This window comes from Streptomyces sp. NPDC001770, from assembly GCF_053596135.1.
In genome coordinates this window covers 121,716-136,995 of sequence record NZ_JBSFFN010000011.1, presented here as the reverse complement: position 1 = coordinate 136,995, position 15,280 = coordinate 121,716, and the positions used below count along the sequence as shown (strand labels likewise).

The following is a 15,280-nucleotide window of genomic DNA, read 5'->3' as shown; positions in this document are numbered from 1 at the left end:
CCTGCCGTGAGGTGCCCCCCGAGCTCTCCCGCCCTCACCAGCCGAGCAGGTCCATGGACTCCCGGCCGAGCCACTCCAGGAACGACACCGGCCGGCCGTCCAGGGTCAGCGGAAGGATCCGGTCGCAGGTGGCCCGGCCGTCGAACCACAGGGAGCCCCGGAGCGGACCTGTGACGACGAGCAGCGTCGCGAAACCGCAGCCGTTGTCCTGGACGAACACGGCGCCGGAGGTCTTCCGCTCCTGGAGCACCTCGTACTCGGCATCCCACCGTGCCCACGCCTCCCCGTGGGCCCCGACGCCGGCGAAGTGCTCCGGCTCCGGTTCGCGGGCGTTCAGCGCGTCCTCATGGTCCCGGTAGGAGTCGGGATGGGGAAAAGGGGTGGAGAGCAAGGCGTAGTTGGTGGCGCCGTCCCCCTCCCAGCCCCAGCCGGCCCCGGTGCGCCGCAGGCGGTTCACCGCACCGCCCGCGCTCCTGCTCAGCAGGTACTCCCGGTACTGCTCCGGCAACGTGATGCCCAACTCCGCCTCCGCCTCGCGGACTTCCGCCTCGGAGAGCGGCGGCGGGCACGCGTCCCGTCCTGCTGCGGACGGGCGTCCGGGTTCGCGGGGGCGGCGGCCTCGGGCCAAGCGCTCGGCCTCCACCGGCCAGTCGGTCGTCATGCGGGTGAGGATAGGCGGTGGCCCACCCGGGGTGCGCCCGGCGGGGCGGTGGCCCACCCGGGGTGCGCCCGGCGCTCAGGTCCAGGTTCGGGACCCGGCCCCGTCCCGTACCCCGCCGGATCGTCGCGTGCGCGACAGAGCCGGAGGCCCGGGTGGCCACGGGGCCGGATGTGCCCGGGTGATCAGGCCGGGCCGCCGCTCTCAGCCGGAGGAGGAGACCTGGGGCGCCGCCCGCTCCGGATGGTCCGCTGTCACATGGCGCCTGCGCAGGACCCGCCAGTCCGTTGCCAGGCTCAGGTCACCCGTCAACTCGGCGTCCTCCTCCGCCCTGTCGAAATCCAGACAGACGGAACACGGGGCGCCGCCGGGCGGATCCTCACTTCCGGTGGAGGTCACTTCGGGGTTCTCCTTCACAGCACATCACCTCGGCTCCGCGCGTTGCAGCGCGCGTTCTCTGCCCGTAGCCGCTCCATCTGGGTTGCCGGGCGGGCGTGTTCGGGCGCCACGTCCCACTCGATTCCGCCGCCGACGGGGCGTATGGCCCAGTAGGGGCCGGCCATACCCCGGAACTCCCCGACGCGATCGCCCTGGCTGGTGTCCACCATGAGCGCGCCGGGAGCGGGAATCGCACGTCCTGATCCGTTCGGAAGGACGTTCTCTTCAGACATCGTCGCTCCTCTCCGTAGTGAATCGACTACCGAGGGGGCTCAGCGTGGCCTAGTGTCGAGCCGTCTTCAACGTTCCGCATGCGGAGGGCACATTGGTAAACCGCAAGGAGTTGAACCCTGAGGCGAGCCCGTTGGCGGCGTTCGGGGCTCGCTTACGCAGCGCACGCGAGGCGCGTGGCTGGACGCAGGATGAACTCGCCGACCGGGTCGGCTATTCGGGCAGACACGTCTCCGCCGTCGAAACCGGTCGCAAGCCGCCGACTCTCCGCTTTTCGCGGAGCCTGGACCTGGCGTTCGGCCTCGTCGGGACGGCCGAGTCGTTCGACCGGGCATGGGGCGAGCTCCGGAACGGCAGCCTGCTGGAGGGCTATCCCGAGTACCTGAGGCATGAAGCCCGCGCGGCGGAGATCCGATTGTTCGAGGTCGGAGTGATCCCCGGGCTGCTCCAGACGGAGGAGTACGCCGCGGCCATAGAGGCGAGCGCCGTCAGGCGGGGCATGATCACCGCCGAACAGGCCGCCGAGCGAGTCGAGTTCCTCGCCGAGCGGCAGGCTGCGCTGGTGCGGAGCGTCCCGCCCATCGTGATCGCGGTCCTGGACGAGAGCTGCATCCGGCGCACCATCGGGGGAAGCGGTGTCATGGACCGCCAGTTGGCGCACCTGGCCGATTTCGCGGAGCAGGCGAACACCGTTCTTCAGGTGGCTCCGTACGCCATGGGCGAGAGCCGCCCGTTCAACCACCTGTTGAACTTGCTGACCATGCCCGACCGTTCGGTCATGTCCTACGCTGAATCTCAAACGCATGGGCACCTGGACAGGGAGATGACTTCTGTCCTCCCGCTGGTGAGGGCCTACCATCTGTTGCAGGCCGAGGCGCTCTCGCAGGCGGCCTCCGTGGCCATGATCGATGAGGTACGAAAGGGCACCGCGTGATGACCGAAGCTCCCCTCCTCTGGTCCAAGTCCTCCTACAGCGGCAACGGCGGTTCGTGCGTCGAGTGGGCACCGGCCCACGCGTCCGCGACGGGCGTGGTCCCCGTCCGCGACTCAAAGAACCCGAACGGCCCCGTGCTGTCGGTCCCCGCCGACGCGTTCGCATCCTTCGTGGCGGGCGTCAAGGGCGGCGAGTTCGGCTCCCTCTGAGCATCTGCCCCTCCTTCTGGGGCGCGGTGGACCCCGCACCGCGCCCAGTGGGGCCCTTCGTCGACCGTGCGTCTCGGACGAAGGGCCCCACTTCCGCACCTGGAGTCGAGGAGAGCCTGATCAGGCTCCGTTCCACGGGGTCCTCGTCGGAGGCGCGTCGTTCGTCTGCCGTTCACCCCCGTCCCGCAGGCTGTCGCGGACGGCGGACGACGCGCAGCCGGAGAGGGCCATGGGAAAGATCGAAGAGCTCTGGAGAGTCGGCAACGTGCCGTCCCACGACGGCCTCTACCGTCCGGACGACACCGGCGTGGAGCTGTACGTCGAGGGACCGGGCGCGTATCACTACGACGCCGGTCAACCGGTTCCGTGGCGCCTCGGGGCGGCGCTGGACGTGGGCGGGCTCCTTGCGGAGCACGGGTGCGAAGAGGTGGACGTCAACTTCGAATGCCCGTTCCCGGACGCGTCAGGATGGATGGTCGGCGGGGGCGGCGGGATGGGCAACATCGGCTTCCTCGCCCGCCTCCACGCCGATCGCTCGCTGCGGTGGGTCGCCTACATGTGGCTCTCCAATCCGTTCGTCGAAGCACGGTTCGAGGGCCGTCGAGCGATCATCACCAATGACTGGCGCAACCTGCTGACGCTGGACCTGGACGACCCCGCGCTCGGCTGAGCCCCGTCGGCGACCTGAGCCGCTGTCCTCACGCCCTCGGCGGGAACCCGGCGGTGAGGTGGGCCACGAGCTGTCCCGGTGCGTCCTCCTGGAGGAGGTGGCCCGCGCCCTCGATCCAGTGCAGTTCGGCGTGCGGGACGTGCTCGTGCAGCCATCGCGCGTACTCGGGGGGAAGGATGCGGTCCTCCCGCCCCCAGACGATCCGTACCGGAATCGAGACGTCGCCCAGCAGCTCCTCGTACGCGGCGGTGTCGGTCTGCCGGATCTGGCGGTACTGCCGGTAGAACGCGGCCTGCCCCTCGGGTCCCCGCCACGGGGCGAGGTGCGCGTCGAGGACTCCCGGCCGGAAGCCGGCGTGCGTGGCGTGGCGCAGATGGGCGGCGACCAGGGCCTCGTGCGCGTACTCCGGGAGCTGCCCGAAGACGTCCGCGTGCTCAAGGACGAGCCGGAAGAGCCCACGCTCCCAGTCGCCCCCGCTCACCGCGTCGAAGAGGGTCAGGTCCCGGTACTCCCGCTCCTCCAGCAGCAGCGTCCGCAGGGCCACGGCGCCGCCGATGTCGTGCGCGACGACGCTGGGGCAGGCCAGCCCCCAGTGGTCGAGGAGCGCGGCGAAGTTCCGCGCGTGGGCGGCGAGGCCGAGGTCCTGGCCCTCGCGCTGGTCCGACCGGCCGAAGCCGAGGTGGTCGAAGACGTAGACCGTACGGGTACGGGCGAGGGCCGGTGCGACGTCCCGCCAGAGGTACGAGGAGTACGGGGTGCCGTGCACCAGGACGACGGGGTCCCCGCTGCCGAAGCGGTTCCACCGGATCGTCCCGCCGGGCGTCCCGAACTCCTCGTCCAGCCTCCACTCCACGGTGGACCTCCCTCTCTCCGGCCTGGCCGGCGCGATTCGCGAGCCGTCTGCCGGTATTCCCGGAGAGTGGGCTTCTGCCCCGAGAACGTCCCGGCACCACCCTCCCGTGGAGCGCGGTCAGCGCTCCGGGACCGGCGGTGCGGCCGGGCACCGGAGCGGCCACCGCACCGCTCACCGGACCGGTCGCCGGAAGGCCACGGAACCACCGCCGAAGCTCCCCGAACCACCCCCGGACCACGCCCACTTATTCACCGCCGGTATCCGTCGGTGCGCCCTATGATGCTCCGATGCTGAAGTTCACCGACGTCATCCTCGACTGCCCCGACCCCTGGAAGCTGGCCGAGTTCTACGCCAAGGTGCTGGACTGGGAGATCAACACCGAGATCAGCCAGAAGGACTGGGTCAACCTGCGCAACGACGGGATCGAGCTGTCGTTCCAGCGGGTGGAGCCCTACCAGCCGCCCGTCTGGCCGGGCCAGGAGCACCCGCAGCAGTTCCATCTCGACTTCGAGGTGGACGAGTTCGAGCCCGAGCACCAGCGGGTGGTCGAACTGGGTGCGACCTTCCTGAAGAGCTTCGTCGGCGAATCCGGGTACGGCTGGCAGGTCTACACCGACCCGGCCGGGCACCCGTTCTGCCTCTGCCGCAACCGCCCCCAGGACTGAGGGGCTACGCCGACGCCCTACGGCCGACGGCCGACGCCCTGCGACCGAGCGCCCCGACTTTGTGACGGAGCCGGGGCGCTCGTGCGTGCAGGCTTCGCCCCAGGACGAAAGACCCCAGGTCACACGTCCGTCGTGCACGGCAGGGCCGCGATGTCGTCGATCGGCAGCAGAGCGATGCCACCGGGCGGCATCGCGGCGAACAGGGCGGTGGTCGCGGGGTCGTCGGGTACGGAGCCCTCGGCCTCCTCGAAGTACTCCGTCATGTACCCCCGGACCGGCTCGGACGGCACGACCGCCGCGCCGTCCGCCGCGTCCGCGAGCTCCGGCGCGGTGGTGAGCAGCGCCAGCACCATGCCGGGCACCCTGGCGGCGCCGGGGCGCAGGGAGGGCTGGAAGTAGGGCACGTCCAGCACGCGCGCGCCGTGGCGGGCGTAGAAGCGGAGACGGGCGGTCTGGTCGCCGTGTTCACCGTCCGGGCGGTGCGCGGCGGGGTGTTCGACCTCGGCGAGGGTCAGCAGCGGGTGGACGCGGGCCTGCCAGCCGGTGCGGATCTCGCCCATCAGGGCGCCGCCGATGCCCGAGGACCTCAGGTCCCGGCGCACCGCCATGTACGAGAGCAGCAGCACCCGGCTGGCCGGTGACCACTCGGCGATCGCGACACCGTCGGGGCGGCCCTCGCGCACGACGGCCGAGATCCACTGCGCCCCCGACTTCAGGCCCGCACGCAGCTCCTCGCGGGTGACCAGCTCGTGAGCCGGGAAGTTGGGGACGAGGAGTTCGTCGTACACCACGTCCAGCAGCGGACTGTCCAGCCCGATGTCGGTCACCTGCATGTCGTCTGTCCTTCCTGCGCCTGTCCACGAGGCCACCCGCGGTGGGGCGGGGACCGCGGTGCGGCGTGCCGAGTGCTGACCGGGAGCCCCGGATGCATACCCGCCGGCCCCAGGGCCCAGCCTGGCAGACGGAAGCGCGCGGGCCGGCAGGGTGGCCCGCACGGTCCGCGCGTGTCACCTGCGGCCGGGTCAGGGGGCCGTGGGCTCGGGCCGGGGGCTTCCGGCGGACTCGTCGGCCGCCGTGAGACGGCTTCCGACGCAGGCGGTGATGGCGGGCAGGACCGCCGTCATCTGCGGGCGCCAGCCGGGCACCGCGTTGACCTCGCAGACGGTGAAGGTGCCCTCCGACGCGAAGAGGAGGTCCACCCCGGCGATGGCGAGCCCCATCGCCCCGGCCGCCCGTACGGCCAGCGCCTCCGCCTCCGGGTACTCGCCGGTGCAGACGGCGGCCGAGCCGCCCTGGCCGATGTTCGAGGCGAGGCCGCCGCCTCGGGAGGTACGTACGGCGGCACCCACGGTCTCCCCGTCGACCACGATCAGGCGCAGGTCCCGTCCGTGCGAGTGGGACACGTACTCCTGGAAGAGATGCGGGGTCTCCTGCGCCAGGGCACCCGCGACGCCGCGCAGCAGGTGGGTGTCGGGAGCGAGGAACACCTGCTTGCCCTTGTGGCCGGTGACCGACTTGACCACGCACGGGGTGTCGAGGCCGGTGGTGCGGACCACGCCTTCCAGCGGCGCCGTCCCGTACGAGAGGGTGTCGGGCACCGGAAGCCCGGCCAGGGCCAACTCCTGCATCTGCCACACCTTGTTGCGGCAGGCGAGGTGCGCGGCCAGCGGATTGACGAGGGTGGCCCCCATCCGCTCCAGGTGCCGCAGCAGGGTCACCTCGCGGTCGTAGTGCATGGACCCGGGGGTCTGGCGTATGAGGACGACCTTCGGGGCGGGTACCTCCGCGCCGCCCAGGGTCCGCAGGAACAGCCGCCCCTGGTGGACGCCGAACACGAACTCGTTGGTGTGCCAGACCGCGAACCCAGGCCCGTGGAGCGCCGCGAGGGCGTCCGCCAGCCTCTGCGTCGCGCCTTGCAGGGGTACGGGGAGCTCCCGTACCAGCAGCCACACGTCCGTGCGGGGCAGTAACTCCGTACGCCTCATCGTCTGTTCGCCTCTCCGGCTCGGCATCGGGACCGGCAGGAACCTAGCGCGGCACGTACGAATTCCTGAGGGGAACGGGGATGTTGAACACCAAAGAGCGCCCCGAGCCGGAGGGGAGCCGCAGCGCCCGGACGGGGAGGCGGGGCGGCGCGTAGCCTACCCGGCCCGCCCGGTGGGGTCGCGGGGCGCGGGCCCGTGAGGGGTGGGCCCGAGCCCGCGCGGTCACAGCCGTTCGCCCCGGCTCCGCGCGTTGCACCGCGCGTTCTCGGCGCGCAGCCGTTCGGCGGGGTCCGCGAACCGGACCTGCTCCGGATCGGCCTGCCACTCGACCCCTCCGGATACCGGCCGCAGCTGCCAGAAGGGGCCGGTGACGCTCCGGAACTCGCCGATCACGTCCGGCCTCGTCGCGTCCACCACCAGCGCCCCGACAGCGGGTTCGCTTCTCTTGGCGTTCACTCTTCTCGTCCTCTCCGCACCCTGGTGGTGCTCTTCGGGACACCTGGTGGGCGTCCCGGCACCCCTAGAGTGAGGCAGAAACGGCGCGGTTGGTATGGAAACCGGGGCCGACCTGCACGGGGGTCATCCGGGTGCATGCGTCCGGGCCCTACCGGCGTCGTCGCGGCGCCCGCTCCGGACGGCCGGACCACGGGTCGGGAGCGGGGGGATGAAAACCGGGAGGCAGGTTGACCGGTATGCGGTCGGCTCCTGCGGGCGCGGCGCGCGGGCCCGGCGGTAAGCGGTGCGAGCGTACCCGACGCGCCCCTCACCGCCGTCTCAGGAAGCGCTGCCCGGGGCCGGCTCGAAGGCCGTCGGCAGGGAGCCCGGGGTGACCGGGGTCCGCTGGCCGGAGCCGGTGACCGGCAGCCGGGCGCCGTCCTGGGCAGGGTCCACGTACCGCGCGAACCAGGCGTCCAGGCGGGCGGCGAGGTCGATGCGCTCGGCGGCGCGGGCCGGGTCGGCGACGAGGTTGTGCTCCTCACCGGGGTCGGCGGCCAGGTCGTAGAACTCGTGCGGGCCGTGCGGGTAGCGGTGGACGTACTTGAGGTCCCGGGTGCGGATCATGCGGACCGGGCCGTACTCGTCGTAGACGACGACGCGTTCACGGTCGGCGGCCTCGGCGGCCTCGGCGGCCTCGGGGGCCTCGGCGCCGGGTTCACCGATCCGTCGGGTGCCCGGTCCGGTGTCCGTGGGGGCCGGGCCCCCTCCCGTCAGGATGTCCGCTCCCGTCAGGATGTCCGCGAAGGAGCGGCCCGGGAGGGCGGGGTCGTGGCGGTGGCCGAGGCCGAGGTGGTCCACCAGCGTGGGCAGCACGTCGTACTGGGAGAGCAGCGCCTCGCTGTGCCGGCCGGCCGGGATGCGGCCTGGCTGTGCGATCAGGAAGGGCACCAGCACCGAGCTGTCGTACATGTTCTGCGGGAAGGTGCCGTTGCCCTTGCCCCAGATGCCGTGGTGCCCGGCGTTGAAGCCGTTGTCGCTCGTGAAGATCACCAGCGTGGATTCGCTGAGCCCGAGCGCGTCGAGCCGGTCGAGCACCCGGCCCACCGCGGCGTCCATCGCGGTCGTGGCCGCGAAGTAGCCGATGAGGGCCTCCCGGGTGTCGCTCTCGCCACCGACGGGGGCACCGTCCGCGTCCACGGGCTGCCAGGGGTGCGCGGGGCCCTGCGGGCAGCTGTCGAAGGCGCAGTCCTCGTACAACGCCGTGTACTCCGCCGGGTGCTGGCCCTTCCACGGCTTGTGCGGGGCGGTGAAGTGCAGGGAGAGGTGGAAGGGCTCGGGGCGCCCGGACTCGGCGGTGAGGAAGTCCTGCGCGTCCGCGGCGAGCGCGTCGGTGAGGTAGGCGGGCTCCTCGGTCCGCACGCCGTCACGGTAGAGCGGGGCGCCGTAGTAGGGGCCGCCGCCGCTCTCGTGCGCGTACCAGTGCACGAAGCCCTTGCGGGGCCGGTCGTTGGCGCCCAGGTGCCACTTGCCGCTGAGGCCGAGGCGGTAACCCGCGTCGGCGAGGACGTCGGTGAACAGGGTTCTTCCGGACAGGAAGTCGATGCCCGTCCGCCCCGCGTGATGGTACGAGAGCCAGTCGTGCACCCCGTGCTGGGACGGCAGTTCGCCGGTGAAGAGCGAGGCGCGGGCCGGCGAGCAGACCGGCGAGGTGCAGAAGAAGCGGCTGAAACGGACCCCGCGGTCCGCCAGCGCGTCGAGGTGCGGGGTGCGGATCTCGTCGTTGCCCGCACAGCCCATGGCCCACGGCCCCTGGTCGTCCGAGAGGATCAGCAGGACGTTGGGGCGGTACGGATCGCGGCTGGCCATGGGGGTCCTCCTCGGTTGGACCGGACGGGAGTCGGGCGGCCCGGACGGGAAAGCGGCCCGGTGCCGGAGTACGGGAGCCGGGCGCCGGAGCACTGAGCCGGGAGCCGAGCACGGGAGCGGGAGCACCGGGCCGGACACGGCGGGACGGGCGGCGGCGGGTGGTGTCACCGGCTCCCGCCAGTCGGCAGTTCGCCGGCACGCCCCGGTTGCGCCGGGCTGTGCAGAGCCTGGGGTCTGGTGGCCGGACAAGTCAACTGTTTCAGGCGAATGAATTGCTGATGTCTTGGGTTCGGGTTCGGCCGCTCGTTCCGCATCGGTCACCCACTACCACCTGCAGATGAGCCGGACTTGCGGCAGATCGACTGCCGACCGCCCCAAATTCATAGGCAATTCATGCGCTCAAAGAGCGATTGACCACTCTATGAATGGCTGGAAATCATTGGGCCACCTCGCACGCCCCGCCTCAGACCCCCGTCTCCGAGGAGAGCCATGCCTTCCGACCGATCCGCGCGCCTTTCGCGCCGCACCGTTCTCGCCGTCGCCCTGGCGGCGACCCTCGGCCTCACGGCATCCGCTTGTTCCTCCGGCGCCTCCTCGGCCGGCGGGGGCGGCGACTCCTTCACCTACTGGTCGATGTGGAAGCAGAACGAGCCGCAGGCCAAGGTGCTGCAGGCCGCGATCGACACGTTCACCAAGGACACCGGCATCAAGGTCCGCGTGCAGTGGAAGGGCCGTCAGGTCGTCCAGCAACTGGCCCCCACCCTGAACACCGCCAACGTCCCCGCCGACCTGGTCGACTCCGCGGACCGCTTCGCCTACGCGCAGCTCCAGGCCACCGGCCAGGCGCTCGACCTCACCCCCGTGCTCGACCAGGAGATACCCGGCGAGACCGGCAGCACCGTCGGCAGCGTCGTACCGGCCTCCTACCGTGACCTGAACACGGACAAGGGTGCCCTCTGGCAGATCCCCTACGAGGTGCTCACCACCCAGGTCTGGTACGACGGCAAGGCTCTGCCCGACGTGGCCGCCAAGCCGCCGGCCACCTGGCAAGAGTTCACCGCGCTGCTCGCGGACCGGAAGAAGGAGCGCGGCGACGGCCCGCTCGCGCTGGACGCCGACATCGCGGACTACTCCGCCTACTGGACGTACTACGCCGTCCTGCGCGCACTCGGCCCCGGCGCCTTCGGCAAGGCGGCCACCGACCCGACCGGGAAGGGCTTCGAGGCACCGGAGTTCGTCGCCGCCCTCAAGCGGGTCCAGGACCTGGTCGAGGCCGGTGACTTCACCGGGGGTTACGACGGCTCCAAGTGGCCCGCCGTGCAGCAGAAGTGGGCCAAGGGCAAGTCGGACTTCCTGCTGCTGGGCACCTTCGCTCCCAGCGAGACCGCCGAGTTCGCCTCACCCGGCTTCAGCTACCGCTCGTTCCCCGTACCGGCGGTGAACACGGACGGCGGGAAGCAGGCGCAGGACATCTCGCTCATCGGCTTCTCCATCCCGAAGAAGGCGAAGAACACCACCGCCGCGAGCAAGTTCATCGCCTACTTCTTCGCCAAGCGGCAGCTCGCCGGCATCTCCACCGAGGCCAAGAACATCACCCCCCGCGCGGACATCCCCGCCCCGGCCGAACTCGCCGACGCGCAGAAGGCCCTGGCCGCCGGTACGCCCGTCAAGACGCTCGACGGGGTGAAGGAGACGGCGGCCGAGTGGTACACCAAGGTCTTCCAGCCGCTCAACACCAGCTTCATCACGGGCAAGCTGAGCGCCGAGTCCTTCGCGGGGAAGCTCAAGTCCGGCACCGCGGACTACTGGAAGAACGCCTCGTGACGGCCACCGAGGTGACGGCCGGCGACGTGCGTCCCATCGACGGGAAGGCCGCCGACGGGAAGGCCGCCGACGTGAACCCGACCGACGTGAACCCGACCGGCGTGGGCCCGACCGACGTGAAGGCCGGCGGCGGGAGGGCGGGCGGAGCGCGTACCGGCAGGAAGCCGTCCGCCGTACGCGCCGCCACCCGCACCAGCCCGCTCGCCGCACGGCGCCGCAAGCTGTTCTGGCCGCTCCTCGCCCCGGCCGTCCTCGTCTACGTCGTCTTCTTCGCAGGCCCGTCGCTCTACACGGTGTGGCTCAGCTTCAACAAGTGGGCCGGGGCGGGCCCCATGACCTTCGTCGGCGTCGACAACTACCGCCGCCTGTTCGACGATCCGACCTTCCAGCAGTCCTTCACCAACACCCTGTGGATCATCCTCGGCGTCGGCGGGCTGACCTTCCTGGTCTCCTTCGGGCTGACGATGGTGCTCCGGGACATGAGGGGCCGCAAGGCCGCCCGCTCCATCCTCTTCTTCCCCAACATCGTCCCCAGCGTGGTGCTCTCGATCCTCTGGGGGTTCCTCTTCCAGCACGACGGACTCGCCGACGCGCTGATGGGCGCCCTGGGCATGGAGCACCCGCCGAACTGGCTCGGCCAGAGCAATATCTTCCGGGTCATCATGGTCGGCCTGGTCTGGACGTCGACCGGCTTCTACACCACCATCCTGATGGCCGCCGTGGACCAGATCCCGCCGGAGCTGTACGAGGACTGCGAGCTGGCCGGAGCCAACGCCTTCCAGAAGTTCCGCCACGTGACCCTGCCCCTGATGTGGGAGGTCGTCGGCGTCTGCGCGGTGCTCTGGACCATCAGTGCCGTCAAGGTCTTCGAGTTCATCTACGCCTTCGCCGGAGCGGCCGGACAGATGCCCGACGCCGGGGTGTGGAACACCGCGCTCTACACCTACGGGGAGGCGTTCGCCTCCGGTGGCGTGCCCCGCTACGGCTCCGCCGCGGCGAGTGCCGTCGTGATGGTGACCCTGGTCGGTGTCCTCGTCGTCCTGATCCGCCGCGTCATGCGGCGCGACACCGTGCAGTTCTGAGCGCGCGGCACCGTGCGGTTCTGAGCGCGCGGCACCGTGCGGTCATGGCCGCGCGGCCCTTGCCCGGCCGGATCGCGCCCGGGGACGCCGGTACTCCCGGAGCCGTCCCCCGTACTCCCGAGACACCCCGCACCCCCAGACCACAGGAGGCCCCGCCGCCATGGCCGTCACCACGTCCGGTCGTCCCCCCGGCCGCCTCGCCCGCATGAGGGGCCGGCTCACCACCACCCAGGTCCTCGGCGTCCCCCTGGTCTGGATCGTCGCAGGCTTCAACGTCCTCACCGGGCTGTGGCTGCTGCTCTCCTCGCTGAAGAGCGCCGACGAGATCTTCAGCTCCCCGTGGCACCTGCCGGGCTCCCTGCACTGGGACAATTACGCGCGGGCCTGGAGCGAGGGGAACTTCGGACCGGCGGCCCTCAACACCGTCGTGGTGGTGGCGGGCACCGCCGTGATCACCCTCGTGTTCGCCGCGCCCGCCGCGTACGTCCTCAGCCGGGTCACCACCCGGTTCAACGGCGGTTTCGTGCTCTTCTTCGCCCTCGGCCTCGGCATCCCCGCCCAGGTCGTGATGCTGCCGCTCTTCGTCGTCATGAACAAACTCCTCCTCGTCGACAGCCTGTTCGGCCTGATCGTGGTCTACGTCGCGACCTCGCTGCCGTTCGCCGTCTTCTTCCTCACCGGCTTCTTCTCCACCCTGCCGGTGGAGCTGGAGGAGGCCGCCGCGCTGGACGGGGCGTCCGCCTTCCGCACGTTCTGGCAGGTCATGCTGCCGCTGGCGCGCGGCGGCCTGGTCACCGTGCTGATCCTCAACGTCATCCAGCACTGGGGCGAGACCGTGTTCTCCCTCGTCTTCATCCAGAACACCGACCACCAGACGCTCTCCCTGGCACTCCTCGGCTTCCTCCAGCAGATGCAGTACAACGGCGCAGACTGGGGCGGCCTGTTCGCGGGCGTGGCCGTGGTCGTCCTGCCCGTCCTCGCCTGCTACGTATGGCTGGGCCGCCGGATCATCGAAGGCATGACCGTCGGCTCCGTCAAGTGACCTGCGAGGGAGACGACATGCCCGACGAGATGCCCGGCGACTTGCCCGACGGGATGCCCGAAGACATGCCCGACCACCTGCCCGACGGGATGCCCGGTGGCGCGCCCGAGGGGAAGCCAGGCCGCGCGGCCGGGCCGGCCGGCGCGGAGGGGCCGGCCGGCGCGGAGGGGCCCAAGGACCTCAAGTTCCGCAAGCTCGCCCAGGAGTTGCGTCAGCAAGTGCGGGACGGCGTCTGGCCGGCCGGCGGACGGCTGCCCACCGAGAAGCAACTCGCCCTCGGCAACGGGTCCTCGGTCTCCACCGTGCGGCGCGCGGTCGACGAGCTCATCGCCGAGGGACTCGTCGTGCGACGGCAGGGCTCGGGCACCTTCGTCCTGGCGCCCGGCGTCCCCCGGGCCGCCCGCGCCCTGATCGGCGTACTCGTCCCCGACACCACCTTCTACTACCCGCAGGTCCTCCAGGGCATCGAGGAGGGACTCTCCGCCGCGGGAGCCCGCCTGCTGCTCACCTGCTCCGGGTACGACCAGGAGCGCGAGGCCAGGGACGTGGCGGACCTCCTCGACGGCGGGGCGGACGGGCTGCTGCTGGTCCCCACCTTCAACGGACCGGAGCACCGCGAGAGTTACCTGGCGCGGATCGCCGCCCTGCCCGTACCCGTCGTACTGATCGAGCGGCGCGGCACCTCGCTCGGCGACACCAGCGAGTACGTCTGCACCCACCACGAGGCGGGCGCCTACGACGCCGTACGGCACCTCGCCGGACTCGGTCACCGCTCCATCGGCCTGGTGCTGCGCGCCCCCGCCCCGACCGCCCCGCCCCTGATCGACGGGTACCGGCAGGCTGCCGCCGAACTCGGCTGCGCCACGGTGGAGTTCGAGGCACCCCGGCAGGAGTGGAGCCCGGCCACCGCCGACCGGGCGCTCGCCGTGCTCCGCACGGCCGGAGCCACCGCCGCCGTCTGCTTCGGCGACCGGCAGGCCGCCCTCCTGGAGGGCGCCGCCCGCCGGGCCGGGCTCACCGTCCCCGGCGACCTCGCCCTCGTCGCGTACGACGACGAGATCGCCGACCTCGCCGACATCCCGCTCACCGCCGTGGCGCCCCCCAAGCACCTGCTGGGCCGCACCGCCGCCGAGACGCTGCTGCGGCGGCTGCGCGAGCCCGGATCGGCACGCCACCGCATCCTGCTGCGCCCCAGCATCACCGTCCGCCAGTCCTGCGGCGCGCGGCCCACCGGTCCCGAAGCGGCCACCCGCCCCGGCACCACCCCCACCCCCGCCTCGACCACCCCCACCCCCACCTCCGCACCCAAGCAACGGGAGATCACCTCGTGACGGACATTCGGCTCGGTCTGATCGGCGCCGGCGCGGTCGGCGTGCTGCACGCGCAGGCCGCCGCGACCACCCCCGGGGTACGCGTCACCGCCGTCTGCGACCTGGTGGAAGCCACCGCGCGCGGGGTCGCCGAGCCCCTGGGCGCCGCCGTGTTCACCGACCACCGCGCGCTGATCGCCTCGGGTACCGTCGACGCCGTCGTGGTCAACACCCCGCACGCGCTGCACACCGCGATCGTGACCGACAGCGCGGACGCCGGGCTGCACGTCCTGGTCGAGAAGCCGATGGCCACCAACTCCGCCGAGTGCACGGTCATGGAGCGCGCCTGCGCGGACGCCGGGGTGGTGCTCTTCGTGGGGCACATCCAGCACTTCCTGCCCCCGATGGCGGCGGCCCGCGCGGCCCTCGACGCGGGTGCCGTCGGCGAACTCCTCGCCGTCAGCGACTGGCGCTCCACCGACTACCGGCCGGGCAGCCGCCCCGCCTGGTTCTTCGACCCGGCCGTCTCCGGCGGCGGCGTCTTCGTCAACATCGGTACGCACTGCGTGGACCGGCTCGTCTGGCTGGCGGGCCGCCGGGTCCGCGCGGTCAGCGCCAACGCCGTGCACCGGGCCGGTGCGCTGCCCGGCATCGAGACCGACATGATGGCCCGGCTGGAACTGGAAGGCGGCCTCGTCGGGCACATCGGGGTCACCAGCACCGGGCTGCCCTCCCGCGACGAACTGCTGCTGATCGGCGAGCGCGGCGCGATCCGGGTGGCACGCGGCTCCGGCGCGACCCTGCACACCGAGCACGCGCCCGGCAGCGCCCCCGAGGTGCTCGCCGCCGAATCCCCCCAGGACGTGCCCCGGGCGTTCGCCGCGCAACTCGCCGCGTTCGGTGCGGCGGTACGCGGCGAACAGGCCCCGGCCGTCCCGGCGGACCACGGACGGCACGTCGTCGAGGTCGTCGAGGCCGTCTACCGCTCCAGCGCCACCGGCGAGCGCGCCGAGACCCCCGCCCCGGTCGGCGCCCCCGCCGCCTGAGACGACCGCCCGACGCCACCGCCCGACCC

Annotated in this window: 17 protein-coding genes; 9 read left to right on the top strand and 8 right to left on the bottom strand. The window is 71.9% G+C overall.

Annotated features, from left to right (window positions below; genetic code table 11):
* Positions 1 to 34: 34 nt before the first annotated feature.
* The 3 genes from ACWCSV_RS12850 to ACWCSV_RS12840 form a co-directional block, all read right to left on the bottom strand.
* Positions 35 to 661, bottom strand: a complete 627-nt coding sequence (locus ACWCSV_RS12850) for an SMI1/KNR4 family protein (RefSeq protein WP_451141411.1) — start codon at positions 659 to 661, stop codon at positions 35 to 37.
* 201 nt (positions 662 to 862) lie between these two features.
* The gene (locus ACWCSV_RS12845; RefSeq protein ID WP_451141409.1) at positions 863 to 1,057 is read right to left on the bottom strand and encodes a hypothetical protein; all 195 of its coding nucleotides are present in this window, start codon (positions 1,055 to 1,057) and stop codon (positions 863 to 865) included.
* A 14-nt stretch (positions 1,058 to 1,071) separates the two neighbouring features.
* On the bottom strand, positions 1,072 to 1,329 hold the full coding sequence (locus ACWCSV_RS12840; protein WP_451141407.1) for a hypothetical protein: 258 nt from the start codon (positions 1,327 to 1,329) through the stop codon (positions 1,072 to 1,074).
* 92 nt (positions 1,330 to 1,421) lie between these two features.
* Here ACWCSV_RS12840 and ACWCSV_RS12835 point away from each other — a divergent pair, with 92 nt between their 5' ends.
* From ACWCSV_RS12835 to ACWCSV_RS12825, 3 genes are all read left to right on the top strand, one after another.
* Complete coding sequence (locus tag ACWCSV_RS12835; protein WP_451141405.1) at positions 1,422 to 2,261, top strand: helix-turn-helix domain-containing protein; 840 nt, start codon at positions 1,422 to 1,424, stop codon at positions 2,259 to 2,261.
* Complete coding sequence (locus tag ACWCSV_RS12830) at positions 2,261 to 2,470, top strand: DUF397 domain-containing protein (RefSeq protein WP_451141403.1); 210 nt, start codon at positions 2,261 to 2,263, stop codon at positions 2,468 to 2,470. Before ACWCSV_RS12835 ends, ACWCSV_RS12830 begins: the two co-directional genes overlap by 1 nt.
* Positions 2,471 to 2,699: 229 nt before the next feature.
* A complete protein-coding gene (locus tag ACWCSV_RS12825) occupies positions 2,700 to 3,140 on the top strand; it encodes a hypothetical protein (RefSeq protein ID WP_451141401.1) in 441 nt (146 codons plus the stop codon).
* 28 nt (positions 3,141 to 3,168) lie between these two features.
* Here the strand turns inward: ACWCSV_RS12825 and ACWCSV_RS12820 are convergent, their stop codons facing one another.
* Entirely contained in the window at positions 3,169 to 3,993 is an 825-nt protein-coding gene (locus ACWCSV_RS12820; RefSeq protein ID WP_451141399.1) for an alpha/beta fold hydrolase, read from the bottom strand.
* A gap of 287 nt (positions 3,994 to 4,280) precedes the next feature.
* Here ACWCSV_RS12820 and ACWCSV_RS12815 point away from each other — a divergent pair, with 287 nt between their 5' ends.
* Positions 4,281 to 4,658 (top strand): VOC family protein, encoded by a 378-nt coding sequence (locus ACWCSV_RS12815; protein ID WP_451141397.1) that lies wholly within the window; start codon positions 4,281 to 4,283, stop codon positions 4,656 to 4,658.
* Between the two features lie 119 nt (positions 4,659 to 4,777).
* Here the strand turns inward: ACWCSV_RS12815 and ACWCSV_RS12810 are convergent, their stop codons facing one another.
* From ACWCSV_RS12810 to ACWCSV_RS12795, 4 genes are all read right to left on the bottom strand, one after another.
* Complete coding sequence (locus ACWCSV_RS12810; protein ID WP_451141395.1) at positions 4,778 to 5,491, bottom strand: GNAT family N-acetyltransferase; 714 nt, start codon at positions 5,489 to 5,491, stop codon at positions 4,778 to 4,780.
* Between the two features lie 189 nt (positions 5,492 to 5,680).
* Entirely contained in the window at positions 5,681 to 6,643 is a 963-nt protein-coding gene (locus tag ACWCSV_RS12805) for a RimK family alpha-L-glutamate ligase (RefSeq protein ID WP_451141393.1), read from the bottom strand.
* Between the two features lie 222 nt (positions 6,644 to 6,865).
* Complete coding sequence (locus ACWCSV_RS12800; protein WP_451141391.1) at positions 6,866 to 7,099, bottom strand: hypothetical protein; 234 nt, start codon at positions 7,097 to 7,099, stop codon at positions 6,866 to 6,868.
* A gap of 318 nt (positions 7,100 to 7,417) precedes the next feature.
* Positions 7,418 to 8,947 carry a sulfatase-like hydrolase/transferase gene (locus ACWCSV_RS12795; RefSeq protein ID WP_451141389.1) on the bottom strand — a complete coding sequence of 510 codons (1,530 nt, stop codon included), beginning with the start codon at positions 8,945 to 8,947 and terminating at the stop codon, positions 7,418 to 7,420.
* 489 nt (positions 8,948 to 9,436) lie between these two features.
* Between ACWCSV_RS12795 and ACWCSV_RS12790 the strand changes: the two genes are divergently transcribed.
* From ACWCSV_RS12790 to ACWCSV_RS12770, 5 genes are all read left to right on the top strand, one after another.
* On the top strand, positions 9,437 to 10,771 hold the full coding sequence (locus ACWCSV_RS12790; protein WP_451141387.1) for an ABC transporter substrate-binding protein: 1,335 nt from the start codon (positions 9,437 to 9,439) through the stop codon (positions 10,769 to 10,771).
* Positions 10,768 to 11,853 carry a carbohydrate ABC transporter permease gene (locus tag ACWCSV_RS12785; protein ID WP_451141385.1) on the top strand — a complete coding sequence of 362 codons (1,086 nt, stop codon included), beginning with the start codon at positions 10,768 to 10,770 and terminating at the stop codon, positions 11,851 to 11,853. The genes ACWCSV_RS12790 and ACWCSV_RS12785 overlap by 4 nt, the downstream gene beginning before the upstream one ends.
* Positions 11,854 to 12,013: 160 nt before the next feature.
* Positions 12,014 to 12,895 carry a carbohydrate ABC transporter permease gene (locus ACWCSV_RS12780; RefSeq protein ID WP_451141383.1) on the top strand — a complete coding sequence of 294 codons (882 nt, stop codon included), beginning with the start codon at positions 12,014 to 12,016 and terminating at the stop codon, positions 12,893 to 12,895.
* A 17-nt stretch (positions 12,896 to 12,912) separates the two neighbouring features.
* A complete protein-coding gene (locus ACWCSV_RS12775) occupies positions 12,913 to 14,226 on the top strand; it encodes a GntR family transcriptional regulator (protein ID WP_451141381.1) in 1,314 nt (437 codons plus the stop codon).
* Positions 14,223 to 15,251, top strand: coding sequence for a Gfo/Idh/MocA family protein (locus tag ACWCSV_RS12770; RefSeq protein ID WP_451141379.1), 1,029 nt, complete (start codon positions 14,223 to 14,225; stop codon positions 15,249 to 15,251). The genes ACWCSV_RS12775 and ACWCSV_RS12770 overlap by 4 nt, the downstream gene beginning before the upstream one ends.
* The last annotated feature ends 29 nt before the right edge of the window (positions 15,252 to 15,280 follow it).